This window comes from Pseudomonas sp. RL_5y_Pfl2_69, assembly GCF_963970465.1.
Taxonomy (GTDB): Bacteria; Pseudomonadota; Gammaproteobacteria; order Pseudomonadales; family Pseudomonadaceae; genus Aquipseudomonas.
Window position 1 is genome coordinate 114,994 of record NZ_CAXAOU010000001.1, and the last position, 22,627, is coordinate 137,620.

The window sequence follows — 22,627 nt, forward strand, 5'->3', positions numbered from 1 at the left end:
CCTGCATCGCGAGCAAGCCCGCTCCCACATGGGGTATGGATTGATTGATAGATCTTTATCGCAGCCTTCGCCAGCGGCTACAAGTTTTGCCCGTGCGGGTGTATCAAGGAGTGTACCGGGTTATACTGCCGCGCCGTTTTTGTACCGGTCATGCGTGCCCGGTATGCCTAGCAAAGATGTTTTCGACAGACCGATACACCAAGGTCGCAAACACCTTAATTGAATGTTCCCGTCTTATAGAGGAGCGCGACCCATGACCGTGATCAAGCAAGACGACCTGATTCAGAGCGTTGCTGACGCCCTGCAATTCATTTCCTACTACCACCCCGTGGACTTCATCCAGGCGATGCACGAGGCCTACCTGCGCGAAGAATCGCCAGCGGCCCGTGACTCGATGGCGCAAATCCTGATCAACTCGCGCATGTGTGCCACTGGCCACCGCCCGATTTGCCAGGACACCGGCATCGTCACCGTTTTCGTGCGCGTAGGCATGGATGTACGCTGGACCGGCGCCACCATGGGCCTGGACGACATGATCAACGAAGGCGTGCGTCGCGCTTATAACTTGCCGGAAAACGTCCTGCGCGCTTCGATCCTGGCCGACCCGGCTGGCGCCCGTCGCAACACCAAGGACAACACCCCTGCGGTCATCCACTACTCCATCGTTCCGGGTAACACCGTGGAAGTGGACGTAGCGGCCAAGGGCGGCGGTTCCGAGAACAAGTCGAAAATGGCCATGCTCAACCCGTCCGACTCGATCGTTGACTGGGTGCTCAAGACTGTTCCGACCATGGGCGCGGGCTGGTGCCCACCGGGCATGCTCGGCATCGGCATCGGCGGCACCGCTGAAAAAGCGGCCGTGATGGCCAAGGAAGTGTTGATGGAGTCCATCGACATTCACGACCTGATCAAGCGTGGCCCGTCCAGCCGTATCGAAGAGATGCGCATCGAGCTGTTCGAGAAGGTCAACCAACTGGGTATCGGCGCCCAGGGCCTGGGCGGCCTGACCACCGTTCTTGACGTAAAAATCATGGACTACCCGACCCACGCAGCATCCCTGCCGGTGTGCATGATCCCGAACTGCGCGGCCACCCGTCACGCCCACTTCGTACTGGACGGCTCCGGCCCTGCAGCACTCGAAGCGCCACCGCTGGACGCCTACCCGGAAATCGTTTGGGAAGCAGGCCCGTCGGCCCGCCGTGTCAACCTCGACACCCTGACCCCGGAAGACGTGCAGAGCTGGAAGCCGGGCGAAACCGTCCTGCTGAACGGCAAAATGCTGACCGGTCGTGACGCTGCGCACAAGCGCATGGTTGAAATGCTGAACAAGGGTGAAACCTTGCCGGTAGACCTCAAGGGTCGCTTCATCTACTACGTGGGCCCGGTTGATCCGGTGCGCGACGAAGTGGTTGGCCCTGCCGGTCCGACCACCGCCACGCGGATGGACAAGTTCACCCGTCAGATCCTCGATCAAACCGGCCTGCTGGGCATGATCGGCAAATCCGAGCGCGGCCCTACCGCCATCGAAGCCATCAAGGAACACAAAGCCGTGTACCTGATGGCCGTCGGCGGTGCTGCGTACCTGGTAGCCCAGGCGATCAAGAAATCGCGCGTGGTGGCATTTGCCGAACTGGGTATGGAAGCGATCTACGAGTTCGACGTCAAAGACATGCCCGTCACCGTGGCAGTCGACAGCAACGGCGAGTCGGTCCACATCACCGGCCCGGCGATCTGGCAGAAAAAAATCAGCGACAGCCTGGCCGTAGAAGTGCAATAAGCGCTTTTAAAGCCAGACATAAAAACGGCCGGGTTAATAACCCGGCCGTTTTTTTATGCCCTCCAACCAGCCCGCTTAAAACGCGTTACGGAAGATTTCCTCAATCTGCCCCTGATCTGCCTTGCGCGGATTGGTCAAACCACACGCATCTTTCAAGGCATTGGTGGCCAGGATCGGGATGTCATCCAGCTTGGCCCCCAGATCACGCAGCCCCGCCGGAATCTCGACGTCCCTGGCCAGCGTACGAATCGCCGCAATGGCCGCCTGGGCGCCCTCTTCCGGGCTCAGGCCGCGCACATCGGCACCCAGCGCATGGGCCACGTCGGTCAAACGAGCCGCGCACACACTGGCGTTAAAGGTTTGCACATGGGGCAGCAATACTGCGTTGCACACACCGTGGGGCAAGTCATAGAACCCGCCCAACTGGTGGGCCATCGCATGCACAAAGCCCAGGGATGCGTTGTTAAAGGCCATACCGGCCATGAACTGCGCGTAAGCCATGTTTTCGCGCGCCGTCAGGTCCTTGCCGTCATTCACCGCCTGGCGCAGGTTCTGACTGATCAGCTCCATTGCCTTGATCGCGCAGGCATCGGTAATCGGGTTGGCGGCGGTCGACACATAAGCCTCAATGGCATGGGTCAGCGCATCCATGCCCGTGGCTGCCGTCAGGCCTTTAGGCATCGCGACCATCAACTCAGGGTCGTTGACCGACAGCAACGGCGTGACGTTGCGGTCGACAATGGCCATTTTTACGTGGCGTTCTTCGTCTGTGATGATGCAAAAACGCGTCATTTCACTGGCCGTACCAGCCGTGGTGTTGATCGAAACCAGCGGCATTTGCGGCTTGGCCGAGCGATCGACACCTTCGTAATCACGGATATGCCCGCCATTGGTCGCGCACAGCGCAATGCCCTTGGCGCAGTCATGGGGCGAACCGCCGCCCAGCGACACGATAAAGTCGCAGTGCTGCGCCTTGAGCACCAGCAGTCCCGCCTCTACGTTGGCAATGCTCGGGTTGGGTTTGGCACCGTCAAAAATCACCGAATCAATGTCTTGCAGCGCGAGCTTTTCAGCGATCAAGGTCGCAACCCCCGCCTTGGCCAGCCCCGCGTCGGTCACAATCAATGCCTTGCGAAAGCCATAGTTGCGGATCGCAGTCATGGCCTCGTCCAGACACCCATTACCCATGATGTTGACGGCGGGAATAAAGAAAGTACTGGTCATGTCGAGTCCTCTTGACGGGTCATTGGCTAAATCGGTTCTTTACAGCTTCACCCAATCACAATGCTGCAATGTTGATCTGGCTCAACACTTGAGCGTGATAAAGTCCGCTACCGCCCACGCCTTGAGACGATATTTGCGATGACACCCTTCCAGGAATTTGATGCCGAACTAGAAGACTGGAACCCGTTACGCACCAGCACGCCGTGCAGCGGTCTGCTGATCGGTAACGGCGCGAGCATGGCCGTGTGGCATGACTTCTATTACGACTCACTGTTTGATAAAGCCAAGAGCGTAGCCGAAAAACCGCTGAGCCAGACCGAACTCAGCGTGTTCGAAGCCCTTGGCACCCGCAATTTCGAACATGTACTGAGCGCCCTCAAGACCGCGAGCAAGGTCAACAAGGCACTGGCCATCAACTCGGCCTCACCGCGCAAACGCTATTACGCCATCAAGGAAGCCCTGATCAACTGCACTCAGGACATCCACATCCCCTGGCGCCTGATGCAGCCCGACACCCTGGCTTGCTGGCACGAGGAACTGGCGCGCTATGCCACCGTGTATTGTTCCAACTACGACCTGCTGGCGCCCTGGGCTGTCATGCAGGCACCCAAGCAGTTCAATGACCTGTTCAATGCATCCGGTTCAACCTTTGAATTGAGTGCCGGCGCCGCCAAGGGCAAAACCACCCGCATGCTCTACCTGCACGGAGCGTTGCATCTGGTCAGGAATCAGGAAGGCAAGGCCCGGAAAATCACGGCCAGCGAGCCCACCTTGTTGAGCAACTTCGCCATTAACCACTCGATCAGCGCACTGGACGATGTACCGTTATTTGTCAGCGAAACCAGCAGTGACGACAAGCGCAAATCCATACGCCAGTCCGATTACCTGTCTTTTTGCCATGAACAGCTAATGACTCATAAAGACGCGCTGTGCATTTTTGGCCATAGCTTGAGCGAGCAGGACCAACACCTGATCGACGCCTTGCGCCTGGCGCCGCTCAAAACCCTGTGCATCGCCATTTACCCGCGCAGCGAAGCGTTTATCCGTTTTCAGAAAAACCATTACACCGCGCTGTTTGCCGACAAGAAACTGGCACTTCGCTTCTTCAATTCAAAAACTCACCCGCTGGGCCTCAGCCGACACTCCGTGCCGGTAGAGGCTTGAGCCACACCGCGTCCCTCAGAGCTTCTCTTTGATCACCGTCGTCGGGCCGTTGTGTTTGACACTGGCAATGCCTTTGTCCCGCGCGGCCTCTGAGCTGTACAACTCACTGGTACCAATGACCTGGTGATTGGCCGCCTTCAGATTGAAGTAGGGCTTGCCATCCTTGGCCTCTTTTTTCTCGTAGCGCTCATCCAGCGGGCTGTTGGCCTGAACCGAGGCAATCCCGGCCTTGGCCGCCGCGAGCGTGGTGTACTGCTCACTGACCAATATCGTTTCGGCATTCGCCGCTTTCAATACAAAACGAAACTGCCCGCTGCTGGTCTTGCTCAATTCGTACCAACCCGACATAGCCTTTCTCCTGAAAATAAGGGTGCCTGCGCTAATTCAGTAAAGACCCCACAGGCTATTTATCCATTTATCGACAGGAATGAACGGGACACGCATTTTCAACGAGACAGATAGCAATGGTTATCGATACCATTCGCAACTTATTTGCATCGCTGTGTTCACAAGGATCTTCATGTCAGGCCTTAAACCCGACCCGCCCGCGGCCGATCACTTTCGCGAGTTCTATACGCAAATTCTGCACTTTCTGCGCAAGCGCACCGACAACACCAGCGATGCAGCCGACATGACCCAGGATGTTTTCACCCAATGGCTGGGTTATCAGGACCGGGCCAAGGTCGAGCAGCCACGGGCTTTTTTATTCCAGATGGCGCGCAATCTGTTGCGCGACCACTGGCGGCGCCAGCAAGTACGACAAGCCGTGCACGGCGAGCACGCCGAGAGTGAAGCCGAACCCTTAAGTGATGAGAGGGATGACCCGATGGCCGCGGCCCAGCGTCAGCAGCGCCTTGAACAGCTCAAAAGCGTGCTTGCAGAACTCTCGCCCAGGCGCCGCGAAGCCCTTATGCTGCACCGTTTTGAAGGCTTGAGTCAGGCACAGATTGCCGCACGCATGGGGATTTCCGTGAGCATGGTAGAAAAGCACATTGCCCTGGCCTTGCTGCACTGCAAGCAACATCTACAACGGGACAGCGGCAAGGAGCAGCCAAAATGAGTCCTTTTCAAGAAGCCGGGCACGAGAGCATCGATGAACAGGCGGCCCATTGGTTTTCGCGCAATCGTAACGAGCGCGACCCATCCAGCCGAGAGCAATTCAACAGGTGGCATGCCAACCCGGCCCATGCACAGGCCTATGCCGAATTCCAATCCCTGTGGGCTGATCTGGGCGAACTCGAACGGGTAAACCGTCCCGTCACACTTCCCGTGCGCCCCCGACGCTTCAACGCAGCGCTGGCCACCGCGGCCGCCGTCCTGTGCGCCGTCTTTGCGCTGAACCTGGGCGCCCCAGTGGCCCTGCACCAGCAGCTCGTGAGCACCTCGGCCCAAGGCGGGCGCACGGTATCACTGCCTGACGGCAGCACCTTGAATGTCAATGCCAACACCCGGGTGCGCCTCGAATTCAGCGCCCAGCAGCGCGATATATATCTGGATCAAGGCCAGTTCTATATCGACGTAGCGGCCAATAAAGAGCAACCACTGGTGGTGCATGCTGGCGATGCGCGCATCCGGGTAGTCGGCACCGGATTCGATGTCCGGCGCAGCCCACGTCAATTGGTGGTCAGTGTCGCCCATGGCCAGGTTGCGTTTACCCCCGATGCCACCTCTTCAACCCTGCTTGGCGCTCAGCAACGCGCCACCTACGACTACGCCAGGCACTCACTGCAAGAGCAAAACCTGGGCCCTGATGAAGTGGCGGACTGGCGCAGCGGGCACCTGTCCTTTCGCAATCGCGAACTGGCCAGCCTGGTGGACGAGCTGGACCTGTACCGCCCCGGCGTCATCCAGCTTGCCGATGGCCCCCTCGCTCGCTACAAGGTCTCGGGCAATCTGGACACCCGCGATCCACTGGCACTGGTCAAGGCCCTTCCCGCGTTGATCCCGGTAAAAAACGTGCTGCTGGACAACGGAACCATCCGCATCGAACCTCGCTAAAAAAACATATGCGAATATTTTGCATTCGCATATGTGGTTTTTTCAGGCTGTCGCGTCTTCCTCCGGTCTGCGTTGCTAACGCATGTCTTTTTGGCCTTTGTTGCCACACCGGGGGATTTCATGTTTCGCACACCACATCACTTCTCGCACGTTTACGCGCGCCCGACACTGGCGGCGGCTTGCCTGGCGATCAGCCTGCAAGCCCATGCCCAGTCGTTCCAGTTGCAGCTGCCGACACAATCGCTGGCCAGCTCACTGAGTGAGGTGGCACAGCAAGCGAAAATCCAGCTGCTGTTTGACGAAGCCCTGCTACGCAACATAAAAGCCCCCGCGCTCAAAGGCGACTTCACACCACAACAGGCCATCCAGCTACTGCTCAAGGGCACCGACTTCAGCTTGATCCAGGTCGACCGCACCTACGTTGTCCGGCCTCGGGAAGACGGCACCACCACCAGCAACAGCCTTGAACTCGGCGCAGTCAGCGTCGTGGGTAATGGCAACGAGGTCGACTCCAGCAGCGTCGGCAAATCGACCATGACCCAAACCCAGATCAATCAGTATCAGGCCAACAACATCCCCAGCCTGCTGGCCACACTGCCGGGCATCAACCTCGGCGGATCGCTCAAGCCTGGCGGTCAGACCATCAATATCTGGGGCATGGGCGAAGCCGAAGACGTTCAAATGACGGTGGATGGCGCGACCAAAAGCGGCTTTGAGCGCTACAAACAGGGCACGATTTTTATCGAGCCCGAGCTGATCAAGCGCCTTGAAGTAGAAAAAGGCCCCCATGACATACACACCGGCAATGGTGGTTTTGCCGGCGTCGTACACATGGAAACCAAAGATGCCCCGGACTTGCTCGAAGACGGCAAAGACGTTGGCGCCATGCTCAAGTACGGCTACAGCAGCAATGACCATCAACAGGTTTACAGCGGTGCCGCGTACGGCCGCACCGAAGATGGCCGCGCCGATGCACTGGTGTACTACACCAAACGCGACGGCGACAACATGAAGCTGGCCGACACGATGCCCGATCCAAAAAACCTGTACCCGGTCAACCCCAAGCGCCTGCCCAACACCGCCCAGGATCTGGACGCACAACTGCTCAAACTCAACCTGAGACTCAATGACGAACACCGCGTCGGCATGTCTTACTCACGGGCGAACAATTACCTGTGGGTGCCCTTCTCGGCTGTCAGCTATCCGGAGCCACCCAGCAAGGCCAACATTGCCAAATATGGCTATGACATTGCCTCCCGACGATACCTGTCCAACCGCTCAACCATCGACACCACCTGGTCGACCAAATACAAATACGAGCCTCTGGACAACCCCCTGGTAGACCTTGAGGTCAAGTACTCGCACTCCAACACCGAACAAACCGACAAGCGCAGCGAACAGGCCCACACCCAGCCCACCACCGGTGGGCGCAAGATGGAAACCGGCTACACCGATGACATGCTGCAGATCGAAAACATCAGCCTGTTTGCCACCGGCCCGCTGGACCATGCCGTGACCACCGGCGTGCAATTTCGCAGACATCAGCGTGATGTGGACATGTGGATGCCAGGCGGTAATTACGAAACAGAGAAGTACAACTACGGCCACTACCAGCCCAACTTCATGCCACGGGGCAAGGTCAATACCAACAGCGTCTACATTCAGGACGCCATCACTTGGGGCGACTTCACCTTGACCCCGTCCATGCGTTACGACCATGTGCGCAATCGAGGTCAGGAAAACGACGCGCCCTTTTACAACCATCCGGAACTGGGTCACGACTACAGCGACAAAACCTACACTGGCTGGTCGCCTCGCCTGTCGGCCTTCTGGACAATTACCCCGAAAACAGCCTTGTTCGTTAACTACAGCAAGACCTGGCGCGCCCCGGTGATCGACGAGCAATACGAAGTCCAGGGCACTGGCAGCCGCACCTCCAGCAGCCGGAGCCTGGATCCCGAGCGCATCACCGGCTGGCGCGGGGGCAACATCACCACGTTTGATCAGATTTTCGGCGACAGCGACCACGCCCTGGTGCGCACCACCCTGTTCCACAACACCGTCGACGACGAGATTTTCAAAGCCACAGGTGTGGGCTGTGCCGCACAAACAGTCGATGTCAGCATGAGCACAGCCTGCGGCCCCAATATGCCCAACTACCGCAATATTGGCAGTGTGACGATCAAAGGGTTTGAGGTTGAGAGCTTTTACGAGTCCACCTACGTGTTCGGCTCACTGTCGTACGCATGGATGACGGGTAAACACGAAGGCGCCTACACCAACCCGTGGGGCCCCAACGTCTGGGCCCGAGACGTGCCTGCACCAAAATGGATTGCCGTACTGGGCACCAAAATACCGAGCCTGGATGCTCGCGTTGGCTGGAAGGGAGAATGGGTGCGTAAAACAGACCGCAGACCGAGCGACGATTACTACAGCAGCCCGATCAGCGTCCTGGGTGACCGTTACTGGGATCACTACAACAACGACGGCTACAACGTGCAGGGCCTGTTTGCCAACTGGAAGCCGCAACAGCCGTACCTCAAGGGCACCGAGGTGAACTTCACCCTGGACAATATGTTCAATAACAGCTTTCGCCCAATGCTCAGCGGCGATAACGCCTACAGCCAGGGCCGCAATGCCAAGGTCAGCGTAACGCGGTTCTTCTGAGTTGGCTGATCCGGCACACCCTCTGAGGAAGCGGGCTTGCTCGCGATTCGGCCTGTTCGGTGTATCTGGCCCACCGCGCCGACGCCATCGCGGGCAAGCCCGGCTCCCACAGGTGTGTGCCGCTCACACCTGTGGGAGAGCGCGGCTACTGTGACGTGCTACCACACTCAACTCCGGCGCCTGCACCCGGCGCTGGCTCAAGTAGCGGGTGCAGCTCACGCGCAGGAACGAGGCAAAGTTGACCACTTCGCCGCGATAATCCATGACCTCTTCATACAGCTTGGCCACCAATTGGTTGGTGGTCATGCCGTCTGCTTCGGCGATTTCACTGAGAATGTCCCAGAACTGGTTTTCCAGGCGCAACGTCGTGACCACGCCGCAAATACGCAATGAGCGCGAACGTGACTCGTAAAGAATCGGATCGGCTTTTACATACAGTTCACACATGGTCACGCCTCCTTCCTACAAAGTGATCTTGGTGCCCAGCAAGCCCAGAAACGCCGCAAGCCATGCAGGATGTGCCGGCCAGGCAGGAGCGGTAGCCAGGTTGCCCTGTACATGAGCCTTGGTCACGTCGATGTCGATATACGTACCGCCCGCCAGACGCACTTCCGGTGCACACGCTGGATATGCACTGCATTCACGTCCTTCAAGCGTGCCCGCCGCCGCCAGCAGTTGCGCGCCATGGCACACCGCCGCAATCGGCTTGCCCGCCTTGTCGAAATCACGCACCAGCTCAAGAACCTTTTCGTTCAAGCGCAGGTATTCCGGCGCACGACCACCCGGCACGAGCAGAGCGTCATAATCGCTGGCTTTAACCTTGTCGAAATCGAAATTCAGGGCAAACAGATGGCCGGGTTTTTCGCTGTAGGTCTGGTCGCCCTCGAAGTCGTGGATGGCAGTACGCACAGTTTGGCCAGAGGTCTTGCCCGGGCACACGGCGTGCACATGATGACCGACCATCAACAGCGCCTGAAACGGCACCATCACTTCGTAGTCTTCGACGTAATCGCCGACCAGCATCAGAATTTTTTTCGCTGCCATGGTGCGTGCTCCTGTGGGGTAAGACCTTGGGCCAGTAAGAGTAGCCAAAGTAACCCCTCAGCGCCCAAGCGGGTAATAGCCAAGTACTACGTACCCGCCAGACGCAACTTACAGGCTTATTTCAGCAAGCCATCGGCCTGCAGCAGCGTTTCAAGACAGTGTTCCTGGATGTTGTAGAACGCCTTGAGCTCCTGGATTTTCACCAACAGCTGAGCCGGATCAAGCGGCTCGGCGCGCTTGACCGCGAGGATCATCTTGTTTTTGTTGGTGTGCTCCAGGGAGATGAACTCAAACACCTTGGTTTCATAACCGCAAGCCTCCAGGAACAGCGCGCGCAAGCTGTCAGTGACCATTTCGGCCTGCTGGCCCAGGTGCAGGCCGTATTGCAGCATCGGCTTGAGCAATGCCGGGCTCTGGATTTGCAGGCGGATCTGCTTATGGCAGCACGGCGAACACATGATGATCGCAGCCCCGGAGCGAATCCCCATATGGATGGCGTAGTCGGTGGCAATGTCGCAGGCATGCAGCGCGATCATTACGTCGATCGGGGTCGGCGCAAAACTGCGCACATCACCGTGCTGGAACGTCAGGCCCGGATGTTCGAGGCGCTGAGCGGCGTTGTTGCACAGCGTGACCATGTCTTCGCGCAACTCAACCCCGGTCACCAGGCCTTCGGCTTGCAGGCTGTGGCGCAGGTAATCGTGGATGGCAAACGTCAGGTAACCCTTGCCCGAACCAAAATCCACCACCTTGACCGGCTGATCCAGCTTGAGGGGCGAGTTACTCAGGGCGTGGGAAAACACCTCGATAAACTTGTTGATCTGCTTCCACTTGCGCGACATCGCCGGGATCAGCTCTTGCTGCTTGTTGGTCACGCCCAGATCCGCCAGAAACGGCCGGGTCAGATCCACAAAGCGGTTCTTTTCACGGTTGTGCTCGGCCGACGGCACTTCCCGCTCTTGCTGGCTTTTGCCTTTGAACAGCGAGCTTTTGCCTTTTTTGCTGTATTCCAGCTGCACTTCGTCGGTCAGGGTCAACAAATGTGCGTTCTTGAACGCTTCCGGCAGCAGCTCGGCAATGTTGGCCACGCCCTCTTGCAGCGGGAAGTTCTTGGTGATGTCACGGGTTTTGTAGCGATACACAAACGACAGGCAGGCCTGATCCTTGACCGTGACCTGCTTGATGATGATCCGCTGCAGCTCGGCTTCAGCACCCACGTACTTGGCCAGGACCAGCTTGATAAAGGAGTTCTGGGCCAGGCCGGTTTCCAGCAGGCTCAAAAATTGCGCACGATGATCCGGCACAGACGCGGCGGTGGTAGCAGTCACTGACATTGAAAAAGGTGCCTCGGGGGTGCAGGAGGGGAAATCAAAAAACGAATGGCGGCCATTTTAGGCGTGTTGGCCGCCGGGGGCACGGAGTTATTTCAGACAGCGGCAATTACAACATCACCAACCGATTCGGTAATTGATTACGTGCCTGCGTCTTGGGCACATGCTGTTTGAGCACTTCGGCACAGGCATCGATGCAGGTAATAAAGCCCTCTGCCGTATGCCCCAGCGCCACGCGCCGCACGAAGTCGTTAACGATGGTGCCCCAGTCGCTGTTGTCCAGATGACGCGAGATGCCTTCGTCTACCAGGATTTCGACATAACGCTCAGCCTCACTGACAAAAATCAGCACGCCGGTGCGCCCCGCCGTGTGATGCAGTTTCTGTTCGAGAAACTGGCGTCGGGCCAGGTTACTCGCGCGCCAGTGCCGCACACGGGGCGGAATGAGCCGGGTGGTGATGGCCGGGAGGCGAAAGATCAGGCTAAGGAAGACAAAGCTGGCCCACTGCAGCATCAGCAGCGTGTACGTCGTCAGCCCGCTGTTTAAAAAGTGCACCACAGCGGGCACCACCAGGGCGATGAGGCTGGCCCACAGCAAGGGGATGTAGCTGTAGTCGTCGGCACGGGGAGCCAGCACGGTGACGATTTCGGCGTCGGTGTGCATTTCGGCACGGGTGACGGCTTCTTCGACCTGCCGCTGTTGCTCTGGAGTTAATAAAGCCATAAGTCTCGATACTCGTTGAAAAATGAATTACCAGCCGCCTGAGGCCCCGCCGCCGCCAAAGCTGCCACCGCCGCCGCGAAAACCTCCGCCACCGCCACCTCCGAACCCGCCACCTCCAAAGCCGCCCGAGCGCGAACCACCGCCACCGCCCGAGTGACAGATGCCCAGGAACTGGCAGGCAGCGACAATCAGCACAAACAGTATAAATAGCAGCACAACCACGCCCGGGTGCTCAGCCATAAAATCATTGCCGCCGCCCTGCCCGGTGGCGTAGGCCGGTTCGGCCAAGGGAGCACCGCCCAATACCTGCAGGATGGCGCCGACACCGTCGCTGATCCCCTGGCTGTAGTTCCCTGCCTTGAAGGCCGGAGTGATGACCTGATTGATGATCACCGAGGACTGGGCGTCAGTGAGCCGATCTTCCAGGCCATAGCCGACCTCGATGCGCAACTTGCGGTCGTCACGGGCCACGATCAGCAAGGCGCCGTTGTTTTTGTCCTTTTGGCCGATGCCCCAGGCGCGACCCAACTGGTAGCCGAAGTCTTCAATCGGGGTGCCTTGCAGGTTGGGGACCGTGACCACAACCACTTGCTCGCCGGTGGCTTTTTCGTGGGCTTGCAGGGTTTGCGTCAATTGCTGGCGAGTGGCGGGATCAAGCATTTGCCCGTCATCCACCACCCGCCCGCTGAGCGCGGGAAAGATCAGCGCCTGGGCCGTGGCGATAAAGAGCCACAGCAACAGGCCAAGCCCCGGTCTTGATAAGCGCATCGCTACCTCGATATTAAAGCCCGGACTCTTGTAGCCGCTGCCGCAGGCTGCGAAGGGGTTCGCAGGGTCTTTGAGGAAACGGTTTGCTCCGCAAACCTTCGCAGCCTGCGGCAGCGACTACAACATCACACAAGCAATTAGAACTTCACTTCAGGCGCTTTGTCGGCGTCCGGGGTGGTGGCTTCAAAGGTCGAGCGTACTGGCAGGTCGCTGTACATCACCGCATGCCACAAACGCCCCGGAAAGGTGCGAATTTCAGTGTTGTAGCGCTCTACCGCAAGGATAAAGTCGCGACGGGCCACGCTGATGCGGTTTTCCGTGCCTTCAAGTTGTGACTGCAGCGAGAGGAAGTTCTGGTTCGACTTGAGGTCCGGGTAACGCTCGGACACCACCATCAATCGACTCAAGGCTCCCGTCAGCTGGTTCTGCGCTTCCTGGAACTGCTTGAGTTTTTCGGGATTGTTCAGGGTGCTGGCGTCGACCTGGATCGAGGTCGCCTTGGCCCGCGCCTCAATCACCGCCGTCAAGGTGGCTTGCTCCTGCTTGGCCGCGCCCTTGACCGTTTCGACCAGGTTGGGGATCAGGTCCGAGCGACGCTGATACTGGTTCTGCACTTGCGACCAGGCCGCCTTGACCTGCTCGTCCAGGGTCGGAATGGTGTTGATCCCGCACCCCGCCAGCAGACTGCTGAAGGCCAGCAGGGCGATCACTTTCCAGCCCACAACTCTAACGCTTTGTATTCCCATGCTTGTGACGCTCCGAAATAACGACATTTGGTTATTGACCACACACCACGCCTAAAAACTCCCGGCAATACTGGATTGCACGCGGCGAATCAGCTAAAAGACTGCCTACCATTCAGGAATACTCCGTTCTAAAGGTAGGTCAATTCTTTAATTCGAGTACTCCTGATACCTCCCCAGAACAATATCGCTGCACAAGCGTGGGCTTCCCTCGCTTCAAGTGAGCGGCTGCGCAGAAGAATCCAATGAGAAAAATGTGTTTGCTGGGCATTGTCATCAGCCTGGCCAGTCACACCGTGTGGGCTCAAACCCCTGCGGCCCCGCTCCCGTCTAAAGACGTTTTCGTCGCTGACCTGCTGAAGAAAATGACCGTCGATGAAAAGATCGGCCAATTACGCCTGATCAGCATCGGCCCGGAAATGCCCCGCGAGATGATCCGCAAGGAAATCGCCGCAGGCCGTATCGGTGGCACCTTCAACTCCATCAGCCGTGACGAAAACCGCCCGATGCAAGACGCTGCCATGCGCAGCCGTCTGAAGATCCCGATGTTTTTTGCGTACGACGTGATCCATGGCCATCGCACTATTTTCCCGATCAGCCTGGCCCTGGCCTCCAGCTGGGACATGGATGCCATCGGCCTGAGCGGTCGCGTGGCCGCCAAGGAAGCCAGCGCCGACAGTATCGACCTGACCTTCGCACCCATGGTGGATATCGCCCGCGACCCGCGCTGGGGCCGTACCTCCGAGGGCTTTGGTGAAGACACTTACCTGGTCTCGCGCATCGCCAGGGTCATGGTGCAGGCCTATCAGGGCGCGTCACCGGCCCTGCCCGGCAACATCATGGCCAGCGTCAAACACTTCGCCCTGTATGGCGCAGTGGAAGGCGGCCGGGACTACAACACGGTGGACATGAGCCCGACACGCATGTTCCAGGACTATCTGCCGCCCTACCATGCAGCGATTGAAGCCGGCGCCGGCAGCGTGATGGTGGCCCTGAACTCGATCAATGGCATACCGGCCACCTCGAACATGTGGCTGATGCAGGATTTGCTGCGCAAGGACTGGGGCTTTAAAGGCGTTGCTGTCAGCGACCACGGCGCAATCATCGAGTTGATCAAGCATGGTGTGGCCAAGGACAGCCGGGAGGCCGCCAAGCTGGCGATCAAGGCCGGCATCGACATGAGCATGAACGACAAGGCCTACGGTGAGGAGTTGCCCGGCCTGCTCAAGTCCGGCGAAGTGCCGCAAAGCGATCTGGATAACGCGGTGCGTGAGGTGCTTGGCGCCAAATACGACATGGGCCTGTTTGGCGACCCGTACCTGCGGATCGGCAAGGCTGAAGACGATCCGGTCGATACCAAGGCCGACAGTCGCCTGCATCGCAGCGAAGCCCGTGAAGTGGCGCGCAAGAGCCTGGTGCTGCTGAAAAACCAGTCTGAAACCCTGCCGCTGAAAAAAGAGGCGCGCACCGCGCTGGTTGGCCCGCTGGCCAAGGCCCCGATTGACATCATGGGCAGTTGGGCGGCGGCCGGTCAGCCGGCACAATCTGTCACCGTATACGACGGCATGCGCAACGCACTGGGCGAACAGGGCAACTTGATCTATGCCCGTGGCGCCAACATCACTGACGACCAGAAAATCGTCGACTACCTCAACTTCCTCAATTTCGATGCACCCGAAGTGGTCAATGATCCGCGCCCGGCGCAGGTGATGATTGACGAAGCGGTCAAGGCAGCACAGCAGGCAGATGTGGTGGTTGCCGTGGTGGGCGAGTCGCGGGGCATGTCCCACGAATCATCAAGCCGCACCAACCTCGACATTCCTGCCAGCCAGCGCGCCCTGATTACAGCGCTCAAGGCTACGGGCAAGCCGTTGGTGCTGGTGTTGATGAACGGCCGGCCGCTGTCGATTGATGTACAACAGCAACAGGCCGACGCAGTACTGGAAACCTGGTTCAGCGGCACCGAAGGCGGTAATGCAATCGCTGACGTGCTGTTCGGCGACTACAACCCGTCCGGCAAATTGCCGATTACCTTCCCGCGCTCGGTTGGTCAGATTCCGACTTACTACAGCCACCTGAGCATTGGCCGACCGTTCACGCCGGGCAAGCCGGGCAACTACACCTCGCAGTATTTCGATGAGCCCAACAGCCCGCTGTACCCGTTTGGCTATGGCCTGAGCTACACCGACTTCAGCCTGTCGGATGTCAGCCTGTCGGCCAAGACCTTGAAGCCGGGTGCCTCCCTGACGGCCAGCGTGACCGTCAAAAACACCGGCAAGCGTGCTGGCGAAACAGTGGTTCAGCTGTATATCCAGGACGTCACCGCGTCCATGAGCCGTCCGCTCAAGGAACTGAAAAACTTCCAGAAGATCATGCTCCAGCCTGGCGAGGAAAAGGTGGTGCAGTTCAACATCGACGAGAACGACTTGAAGTTCTATAACGCACAATTGAAGTACGCCGCAGAACCGGGTGAATTCAACGTGCAGATCGGCCTCGATTCGCAAAACGTCCAGCAAAACAGCTTCCAATTGCTGTAATTTCGCTCAATGACCGGGAAGGTCTGCCCTGACCTTCCCGGTGCTTCTTCGTAGCAATATCCCCTTGACCTTTCCTATCTTTGCACCCGCCTGAAAATGCGTTCGGACAGCGCTGTTTTTTATGGTAGGGTTCGCGCCCTCAAAATTCAGCGCAGACGTTTTTCTCCTGCAAAAACTGGTGACAAACGGCGAAGTGCCGGTGCCATGCGGCCTACATGGATGTTCAGCGTTTCACTCACAATTTACACACAGGGTTATCCACAGGCAGTACGTTGCACAACCCCTGCAAAACGCATATCTTGTATCAGTTCCGCCAAAAAACCCCATATATAGGGTTTCAGGCTAAAAACCCAACACAACTCAGACGAGAATTTCAAGCCCTTTTCTCGCGCCGGTCGGGTTAAATCAAACGCAATTTTCAAGTCCAGGCCGCTCACGCGGATGGCAACCGTTTTCCAACCCAAAGGTCGGAAAGCGGCCCGGGTGTTGCAGTAAAAATACTGTCATCCAACAGGAATACGGTTTCACGCGCTCTGCGTGAATCAAGACTTCGGCACGGAAGCGGCTTAACCCCCCTTCTGTACGTCCCGAAGTTGTTATGCCCGGCTCATTGCCGGTTGTAGTGCTTCAGGACGGAACGGTGGGCACCCAAAAGGCGCCCAAACAAACATAGAGAATGTGGAGACACCCCCCCATGCAAACCGATACAACTCGCGAGAACTCGCAGGGTTCCGATTCAAATCTGGATCTGTCTGCGACCGCGCCAGGCCAGTTGCGCGTGATCAAACGTAACGGGGCTGTGGTTCCTTACACCGATGACAAGATCACCGTTGCCATCACCAAGGCGTTTCTCGCAGTTGAGGGCGGCAACGCTGCTGCCTCGTCCCGCATTCACGACACTGTTGCGCGCCTGACCGAACAAGTCACCGCGACCTTCAAGCGTCGCATGCCATCGGGTGGCACCATCCACATCGAAGAAATCCAGGACCAGGTTGAACTGGCCCTGATGCGCGCCGGCGAGCAAAAAGTGGCTCGCGACTATGTGATCTACCGTGACGCCCGTTCCAAGGAACGCGCCATCCGCGCTCCGGCCCAAGACGCCGTGAATGCTCACCCGTCGATCCGCATCACCCTCGCTGACGGTACTTTTGCACCCCTGGACATGGGCCGCCTGAACACCATCGTCACCGAGGCCTGCGAAGGTCTGGAAGAAGTTGACGGCGACCTGATCCAGCGCGAAACCCTGAAAAACCTCTACGACGGCGTAGCGCTGAGCGACGTCAACACCGCCCTGGTGATGACCGCCCGCACCCTGGTAGAGCGTGAGCCCAACTACTCGTTCGTGACCGCTCGCCTGCTGATGGACACCCTGCGTGCCGAAGGCCTGAGCTTCCTGAAAGTAGCTGACAGCGCCACCCACCACGAGATGGCTGACCTGTACGCCAAGGCCCTGCCTGCCTACATCGCCAAGGGTATCGAGTTCGACCTGCTGAACCCTGTGCTGGCCACCTTCGACCTGGAAAAACTGGGCAAGGCGATCAACCACGAGCGCGATCAGCAGTTCACCTACCTGGGCCTGCAAACCCTGTACGACCGTTACTTCATCCACCACGATGGCGTGCGTTTCGAACTGCCGCAGATCTTCTTCATGCGCGTGGCCATGGGCCTGGCAATCGAAGAGAAGCAAAAAGAAGACCGCGCCATCGAGTTCTACAACTTGCTGTCGTCCTTCGACTACATGTCGTCGACTCCGACCCTGTTCAACGCCGGTACCCAGCGTCCGCAGCTGTCCAGCTGCTACCTGACCACCGTGCCGGATGACCTGTCGGGCATTTACCACGCGATTCACGACAACGCCATGTTGTCCAAATTCGCCGGTGGCCTGGGCAACGACTGGACGCCAGTACGTGCACTGGGTTCGTGGATCAAGGGCACCAACGGCAAATCCCAGGGCGTGGTTCCGTTCCTCAAGGTCGTGAACGACACCGCTGTGGCCGTTAACCAGGGTGGCAAGCGCAAAGGCGCTGTGTGTGCCTACCTGGAAACCTGGCACATGGACATCGAAGAGTTCATCGAGCTGCGCAAGAACACCGGTGATGATCGTCGTCGTACCCACGACATGAACACCGCCAACTGGATCCCTGACCTGTTCATGAAGCGCGTCTTCGATGACGGCCCGTGGACCCTGTTCTCGCCATCCGAAGTACCGGACCTGCACGACCTGACCGGCAAGGCCTTCGAAGAGCGTTACGAGTACTACGAAGCGCTGTCCCAGTACCCGGGCAAGATCAAGCTGTTCAAGACCATCCAGGCCAAAGACCTGTGGCGCAAAATGCTGTCCATGCTGTTTGAAACCGGCCACCCGTGGCTGACGTTCAAAGACCCGTGCAACCTGCGCAGCCCGCAGCAGCACGTGGGCGTGGTCCACAGCTCGAACCTGTGCACCGAGATCACCTTGAACACCAACAAGGACGAAATCGCTGTTTGCAACCTGGGCTCGATCAACCTGCCGAACCACATCGTCAACGGCAAGCTGGACACCGACAAGCTCAAGCGCACCATCGACGTAGCCGTTCGCATGCTCGATAACGTGATCGACATCAACTACTACTCGGTGCCGCAAGCACGCAACTCGAACCTCAAGCACCGTCCAGTGGGCCTGGGGATCATGGGCTTCCAGGACGCTCTGTACCTGCAGCACATTCCGTACGCTTCGCAAGCAGCCGTGGAATTTGCAGACAAGTCGATGGAAGCGGTCAGCTACTACGCAATCCAGGCTTCTTGCGACCTGGCAGACGAGCGCGGCGCTTACGAGACGTTCCAGGGTTCGCTGTGGTCCAAAGGCATCCTGCCCCTGGATTCGCAACAGATCCTGATCGAGCAGCGTGGCCAGAAGTACATTGACGTTGACCTGAACGAATCCCTGGACTGGGCACCGGTTCGTGCCCGTGTACAAAAAGGCATTCGTAACTCCAACATCATGGCCATCGCACCGACCGCCACCATCGCCAACATCACTGGCGTATCGCAGTCGATCGAACCGACCTACCAGAACCTCTACGTGAAATCGAACCTCTCGGGCGAATTCACCGTGATCAACCCGTACCTGGTTCGCGACCTCAAGGCGCGCGATCTGTGGGACTCGGTCATGATCAACGACCTGAAGTACTACGACGGTTCCGTGCAGCAGATCGAACGCATCCCGCAAGAGCTCAAAGAACTGTATGCCACCGCGTTTGAAGTCGACACCAAGTGGATCGTTGACGCCGCCAGCCGCCGTCAGAAGTGGATCGACCAGGCTCAGTCGCTGAACCTGTACATCGCTGGCGCTTCGGGCAAGAAGCTGGACGTGACCTACCGCATGGCCTGGTACCGTGGTCTGAAAACCACTTACTACCTCCGTGCCCTGGCCGCGACCAGCACCGAGAAGTCCACCGTCAACACGGGCAAGCTCAACGCCGTGTCGAACGGCAACAACAGCGAAGACGTCGCTGCAGCCCCTGCCGGTCCAGCACCGGTACCAAAGGCTTGCGCGATTGACGAGCCGGATTGCGAAGCTTGCCAATAAGCTGAGCAGGCAGGCGGGTCAAACCGCCTGACCAAAAACCCCCGTTAAACCCTGGTAACAGTTGGGTTTAACGGGGGTTTTGTTTTGTGGAACCTGCTTATGTTCCCGAGCCACATAGCGCAGGACATGTAATGGACTTCGCTGTCAGCAGCATTCTCCATCCCTCAGGAGGGGGGGGCTGCCTGACATGCTCACATGTTGTTTCCCGAGAAGGATGAACACCATTCGATCAAAAGAAAGCACATGAAAGAACTAAACTCGATTTCACCAGCCCGTTTCGCCCCGACAGAAAGCATTTCGCGGGGAGCCTCTCAAATCAGCGCCACGACCATCCCCGCCGCCCCTCCTTCAAGTACCGCTAAAGAAATCTACGAACGCGTACACCAGGAAATATCCCATCGCTATCAATCTTTCGATCAAAGCAAAGAATTGGGGTTTGGCGATAAGCCCGGGGTGACCGGCAATATCAATTTTATTAGCAAAAAAGATCTGATCGGCATACTGCAACACTTAAAAGAAGACAAGTGCGCACAACAAGAGAGCCAGAAAAACTCTGCGCAGTCTCGAATCCTCGACAAGATCTACCTGATGTCCGGCAACAAGGAAGCAGGTGGCAGCAACTGGAACTTGAGACTGCATAACTACAGTGTGCGAGGCAATGGACTGGGCGGAGAAGAAAGCCCGCATTACCACCGCTGGACACTGGGCAGCGCCATACTCGCCGGCGGGTATAACAACATCAACTATGAGGAGCACAGCACCTCCCAGCCCCATGATTCAAAAAACAGGTACAACAAGTACCTGCTTGGTGCCACGGGCGCCCAGGAAGGTCAGGCCGCCAGAGGCGCGCAGTTCATCTCGCAGGCCGTCATGACCCCCACCCGAGCAGAAATTTACGCAAAAGGAGACTTAAGGCATTTCCCGGTGCAACGTCCCCACAGTGTCGATACTGCCCCTGCTTTTATGGGGACCACTCTGACCCTGGCGCACACGGGGGCATCGATAACAGACACCTCTTTTGCCTATGAAAAAGACGAGCTCGCAGAATTGCCATCGGTGCGCTATGAAACGCCCGAAGCGTTCGTAAAGGCCATTGACCTTCGCATTGTGCAACTTCAGGTACTGGACCTTCAGGACAACCTGAGTGACTTTCTAAACGCCAAGCAACACAGAAACGAGCCGTTGACGTACAGCGAAACCCAGCACCTTCGTGACGCCAAAGAGTTCAACTACCTGGAGACCTCTTTGCTTCCCGCCCTGGCCATTTACAACATGGAAAAAATCAACGGGATCGAACATCGAGAATTCTCACCCGACACCGCGAAGTTTATCGACAGCCAGCTTTCTCAGATCAATCATCGGGTGCTCAACACCATGATCGAGGGTAACCAGACCGACCTCATGGACAAGCGCCTTTCAGTGGTACTGGAACCTGGCGTTTTCGCTCAAGCCATGGAAGAAAGACTGGGCAAACCCCTCTAAAAAACCATGTTCCCTGCGTTTAACAAGGTGGCCAAGGCTGGCGGAGATATCTGTTAATCCTGCTACTGTCAGTACAACAAACCCCGCGCGCAGAACTGATGGGCCTATACAAGCCACTGGACCAAGCGCGCCAGACGTTCGATGATCTCTTTTTCAGAGTGAGTCCTTCGCTGGCCCGCGCTGTGCAGGGCATGCCCGAAGCCCGACAGCAGGAACTAACATGAACATCATCAATGCCACGTTGCGTAAAACACCCGGCCTGTTCACGGTCAGTTGCGAAGGCGAGCGCATCGGCGCCATCACGTTGCAGCAAGGCACTGTGTCCGTGCAAAACGGTGATATCGATGCCCGCGGCCAACTGTTAATCGCCCCTCTGGTTGAACCCCACATCCATCTGGATGCAGCCCTGACCGCGGGCCAGCCCGAGTGGAATGTGAGCGGCACCCTGTTCGAAGGCATCGAGCGCTGGGCACAGCGCAAGGAAACCATCACCCACGAAGATACCAAGCAGCGTGCCCACACCACTCTGCGCATGCTGGCCGAGCATGGCATTCAGCACGTGCGCACCCATGTCGATGTGACCGATCCAACCCTGGCCGCACTGCGGGCGATGATTGAAGTGCGCGAAGAAGCCCGTCATCTGGTTGACCTGCAAATCGTTGCGTTTCCGCAGGAAGGTATCGAGTCGTACGCCGCAGGGCGCGAGCTGATGACCCAGGCCGTGGAGTTGGGCGCTGATGTGGTCGGCGGTATTCCGCACTTTGAAAACACCCGTGAGCAAGGGGTCAGTTCAATCAAATTCTTGATGGACCTGGCCGAGCGCACCGGCTGCCTGGTGGATGTGCACTGCGACGAAACCGACGACCCCCATTCGCGCTTTCTTGAAGTGCTGGCCGAAGAGGCCCGCGTACGCGGCATGGGCAGCCGGGTAACCGCCAGCCACACCACGGCCATGGGCTCTTATGACAACGCCTACTGCTCGAAACTGTTCCGCCTGCTCAAGGCTTCGGGCATCAACTTCGTCTCGTGCCCCACCGAAAGCATCCACTTGCAGGGCCGCTTCGACAGCTTCCCTAAACGTCGTGGCGTGACACGGGTTGGCGAACTGGATCGGGCCGGGATGAACGTGTGCTTCGGCCAGGACTCGATCAAGGACCCTTGGTATCCATTGGGCAACGGCAACATCCTGCGGGTGCTGGATGCCGGTTTGCATATCTGCCACATGATGGGTTTTGAAGACCTGGCGCGCTGCCTGGATCTGGTCACTGACAACAGCGCACGCACCCTTGACCTGGGCGAGCGGTACGGCATTGCCGTGGGCCGTCCGGCAAATCTGCTGGTGTTGGATGCCGAGAGCGACTACGAAGCGGTGCGCCGCCAGGCCAAGGCGCGGGTCTCGATTCGTGGAGGCAAGGTACTGATGACCCGAGTGCCGGAGCGGGTTGAGTTCACCTGAACCTGCGCGCTTTGGGTAGGAGCTGGCTTGCCTGCGAGGCTGACAACGCGGTCACCTGCCAGTCCGCGCTGCTGCTATCGCGAGCAAGCCCGCTCCCACAGGGCTTGCGGGCAGGCATCAGGGGGGGGAACACCATAAAGCTTG

The 22,627-nt window shown here is 58.2% G+C and carries 17 protein-coding genes; 9 read left to right on the forward strand and 8 right to left on the reverse strand.

Annotated elements, in window-relative coordinates:
* Positions 1 to 253 precede the first annotated feature (253 nt).
* The gene (locus AACY07_RS00575; RefSeq protein WP_133077373.1) at positions 254 to 1,777 is read left to right on the forward strand and encodes a fumarate hydratase; all 1,524 of its coding nucleotides are present in this window, start codon (positions 254 to 256) and stop codon (positions 1,775 to 1,777) included.
* A 75-nt stretch (positions 1,778 to 1,852) separates the two neighbouring features.
* On the opposite strand, the gene yiaY is transcribed toward AACY07_RS00575, so the two are convergent.
* Positions 1,853 to 3,001: an L-threonine dehydrogenase gene (gene yiaY, locus AACY07_RS00580; protein ID WP_133077372.1), complete on the reverse strand. Its 1,149-nt coding sequence runs from the start codon at positions 2,999 to 3,001 to the stop codon at positions 1,853 to 1,855.
* 138 nt (positions 3,002 to 3,139) lie between these two features.
* Between yiaY and AACY07_RS00585 the strand changes: the two genes are divergently transcribed.
* Positions 3,140 to 4,165 carry a DUF4917 family protein gene (locus AACY07_RS00585; protein WP_339473051.1) on the forward strand — a complete coding sequence of 342 codons (1,026 nt, stop codon included), beginning with the start codon at positions 3,140 to 3,142 and terminating at the stop codon, positions 4,163 to 4,165.
* A 15-nt stretch (positions 4,166 to 4,180) separates the two neighbouring features.
* Here the strand turns inward: AACY07_RS00585 and AACY07_RS00590 are convergent, their stop codons facing one another.
* Positions 4,181 to 4,513: a YegP family protein gene (locus tag AACY07_RS00590; protein WP_339473054.1), complete on the reverse strand. Its 333-nt coding sequence runs from the start codon at positions 4,511 to 4,513 to the stop codon at positions 4,181 to 4,183.
* 172 nt (positions 4,514 to 4,685) lie between these two features.
* Between AACY07_RS00590 and AACY07_RS00595 the strand changes: the two genes are divergently transcribed.
* From AACY07_RS00595 to AACY07_RS00605, 3 genes are all read left to right on the forward strand, one after another.
* Positions 4,686 to 5,225 (forward strand): RNA polymerase sigma factor, encoded by a 540-nt coding sequence (locus AACY07_RS00595; RefSeq protein ID WP_133077369.1) that lies wholly within the window; start codon positions 4,686 to 4,688, stop codon positions 5,223 to 5,225.
* A complete protein-coding gene (locus AACY07_RS00600) occupies positions 5,222 to 6,163 on the forward strand; it encodes a FecR family protein (RefSeq protein WP_339473058.1) in 942 nt (313 codons plus the stop codon). Before AACY07_RS00595 ends, AACY07_RS00600 begins: the two co-directional genes overlap by 4 nt.
* 120 nt (positions 6,164 to 6,283) lie before the next feature.
* The gene (locus tag AACY07_RS00605; protein ID WP_339473060.1) at positions 6,284 to 8,830 is read left to right on the forward strand and encodes a TonB-dependent receptor; all 2,547 of its coding nucleotides are present in this window, start codon (positions 6,284 to 6,286) and stop codon (positions 8,828 to 8,830) included.
* 123 nt (positions 8,831 to 8,953) lie between these two features.
* Here the strand turns inward: AACY07_RS00605 and AACY07_RS00610 are convergent, their stop codons facing one another.
* From AACY07_RS00610 to AACY07_RS00635, 6 genes are all read right to left on the reverse strand, one after another.
* Positions 8,954 to 9,277, reverse strand: coding sequence for a ribbon-helix-helix domain-containing protein (locus tag AACY07_RS00610; protein WP_339473062.1), 324 nt, complete (start codon positions 9,275 to 9,277; stop codon positions 8,954 to 8,956).
* A 15-nt stretch (positions 9,278 to 9,292) separates the two neighbouring features.
* Positions 9,293 to 9,874, reverse strand: coding sequence for a DJ-1/PfpI family protein (locus AACY07_RS00615; RefSeq protein ID WP_339473064.1), 582 nt, complete (start codon positions 9,872 to 9,874; stop codon positions 9,293 to 9,295).
* 116 nt (positions 9,875 to 9,990) lie between these two features.
* A complete protein-coding gene (locus tag AACY07_RS00620; protein ID WP_133077364.1) occupies positions 9,991 to 11,208 on the reverse strand; it encodes a class I SAM-dependent methyltransferase in 1,218 nt (405 codons plus the stop codon).
* A 106-nt stretch (positions 11,209 to 11,314) separates the two neighbouring features.
* Positions 11,315 to 11,929 (reverse strand): TPM domain-containing protein, encoded by a 615-nt coding sequence (locus tag AACY07_RS00625; protein WP_339473065.1) that lies wholly within the window; start codon positions 11,927 to 11,929, stop codon positions 11,315 to 11,317.
* Positions 11,930 to 11,956: 27 nt separating this feature from the next.
* Complete coding sequence (locus AACY07_RS00630) at positions 11,957 to 12,697, reverse strand: TPM domain-containing protein (protein ID WP_339473066.1); 741 nt, start codon at positions 12,695 to 12,697, stop codon at positions 11,957 to 11,959.
* 137 nt (positions 12,698 to 12,834) lie between these two features.
* The gene (locus AACY07_RS00635; RefSeq protein WP_339473067.1) at positions 12,835 to 13,443 is read right to left on the reverse strand and encodes a LemA family protein; all 609 of its coding nucleotides are present in this window, start codon (positions 13,441 to 13,443) and stop codon (positions 12,835 to 12,837) included.
* A gap of 242 nt (positions 13,444 to 13,685) precedes the next feature.
* Here AACY07_RS00635 and bglX point away from each other — a divergent pair, with 242 nt between their 5' ends.
* From bglX to codA, 4 genes are all read left to right on the forward strand, one after another.
* Positions 13,686 to 15,977 carry a beta-glucosidase BglX gene (bglX, locus tag AACY07_RS00640; RefSeq protein WP_339473068.1) on the forward strand — a complete coding sequence of 764 codons (2,292 nt, stop codon included), beginning with the start codon at positions 13,686 to 13,688 and terminating at the stop codon, positions 15,975 to 15,977.
* 694 nt (positions 15,978 to 16,671) lie between these two features.
* Positions 16,672 to 19,545, forward strand: coding sequence for a ribonucleoside-diphosphate reductase subunit alpha (locus AACY07_RS00645; protein ID WP_133077359.1), 2,874 nt, complete (start codon positions 16,672 to 16,674; stop codon positions 19,543 to 19,545).
* A 243-nt stretch (positions 19,546 to 19,788) separates the two neighbouring features.
* Positions 19,789 to 21,027 carry a hypothetical protein gene (locus AACY07_RS00650; RefSeq protein WP_339473069.1) on the forward strand — a complete coding sequence of 413 codons (1,239 nt, stop codon included), beginning with the start codon at positions 19,789 to 19,791 and terminating at the stop codon, positions 21,025 to 21,027.
* Positions 21,028 to 21,247: 220 nt separating this feature from the next.
* On the forward strand, positions 21,248 to 22,483 hold the full coding sequence (gene codA / locus AACY07_RS00655) for a cytosine deaminase (protein ID WP_339473070.1): 1,236 nt from the start codon (positions 21,248 to 21,250) through the stop codon (positions 22,481 to 22,483).
* The last annotated feature ends 144 nt before the right edge of the window (positions 22,484 to 22,627 follow it).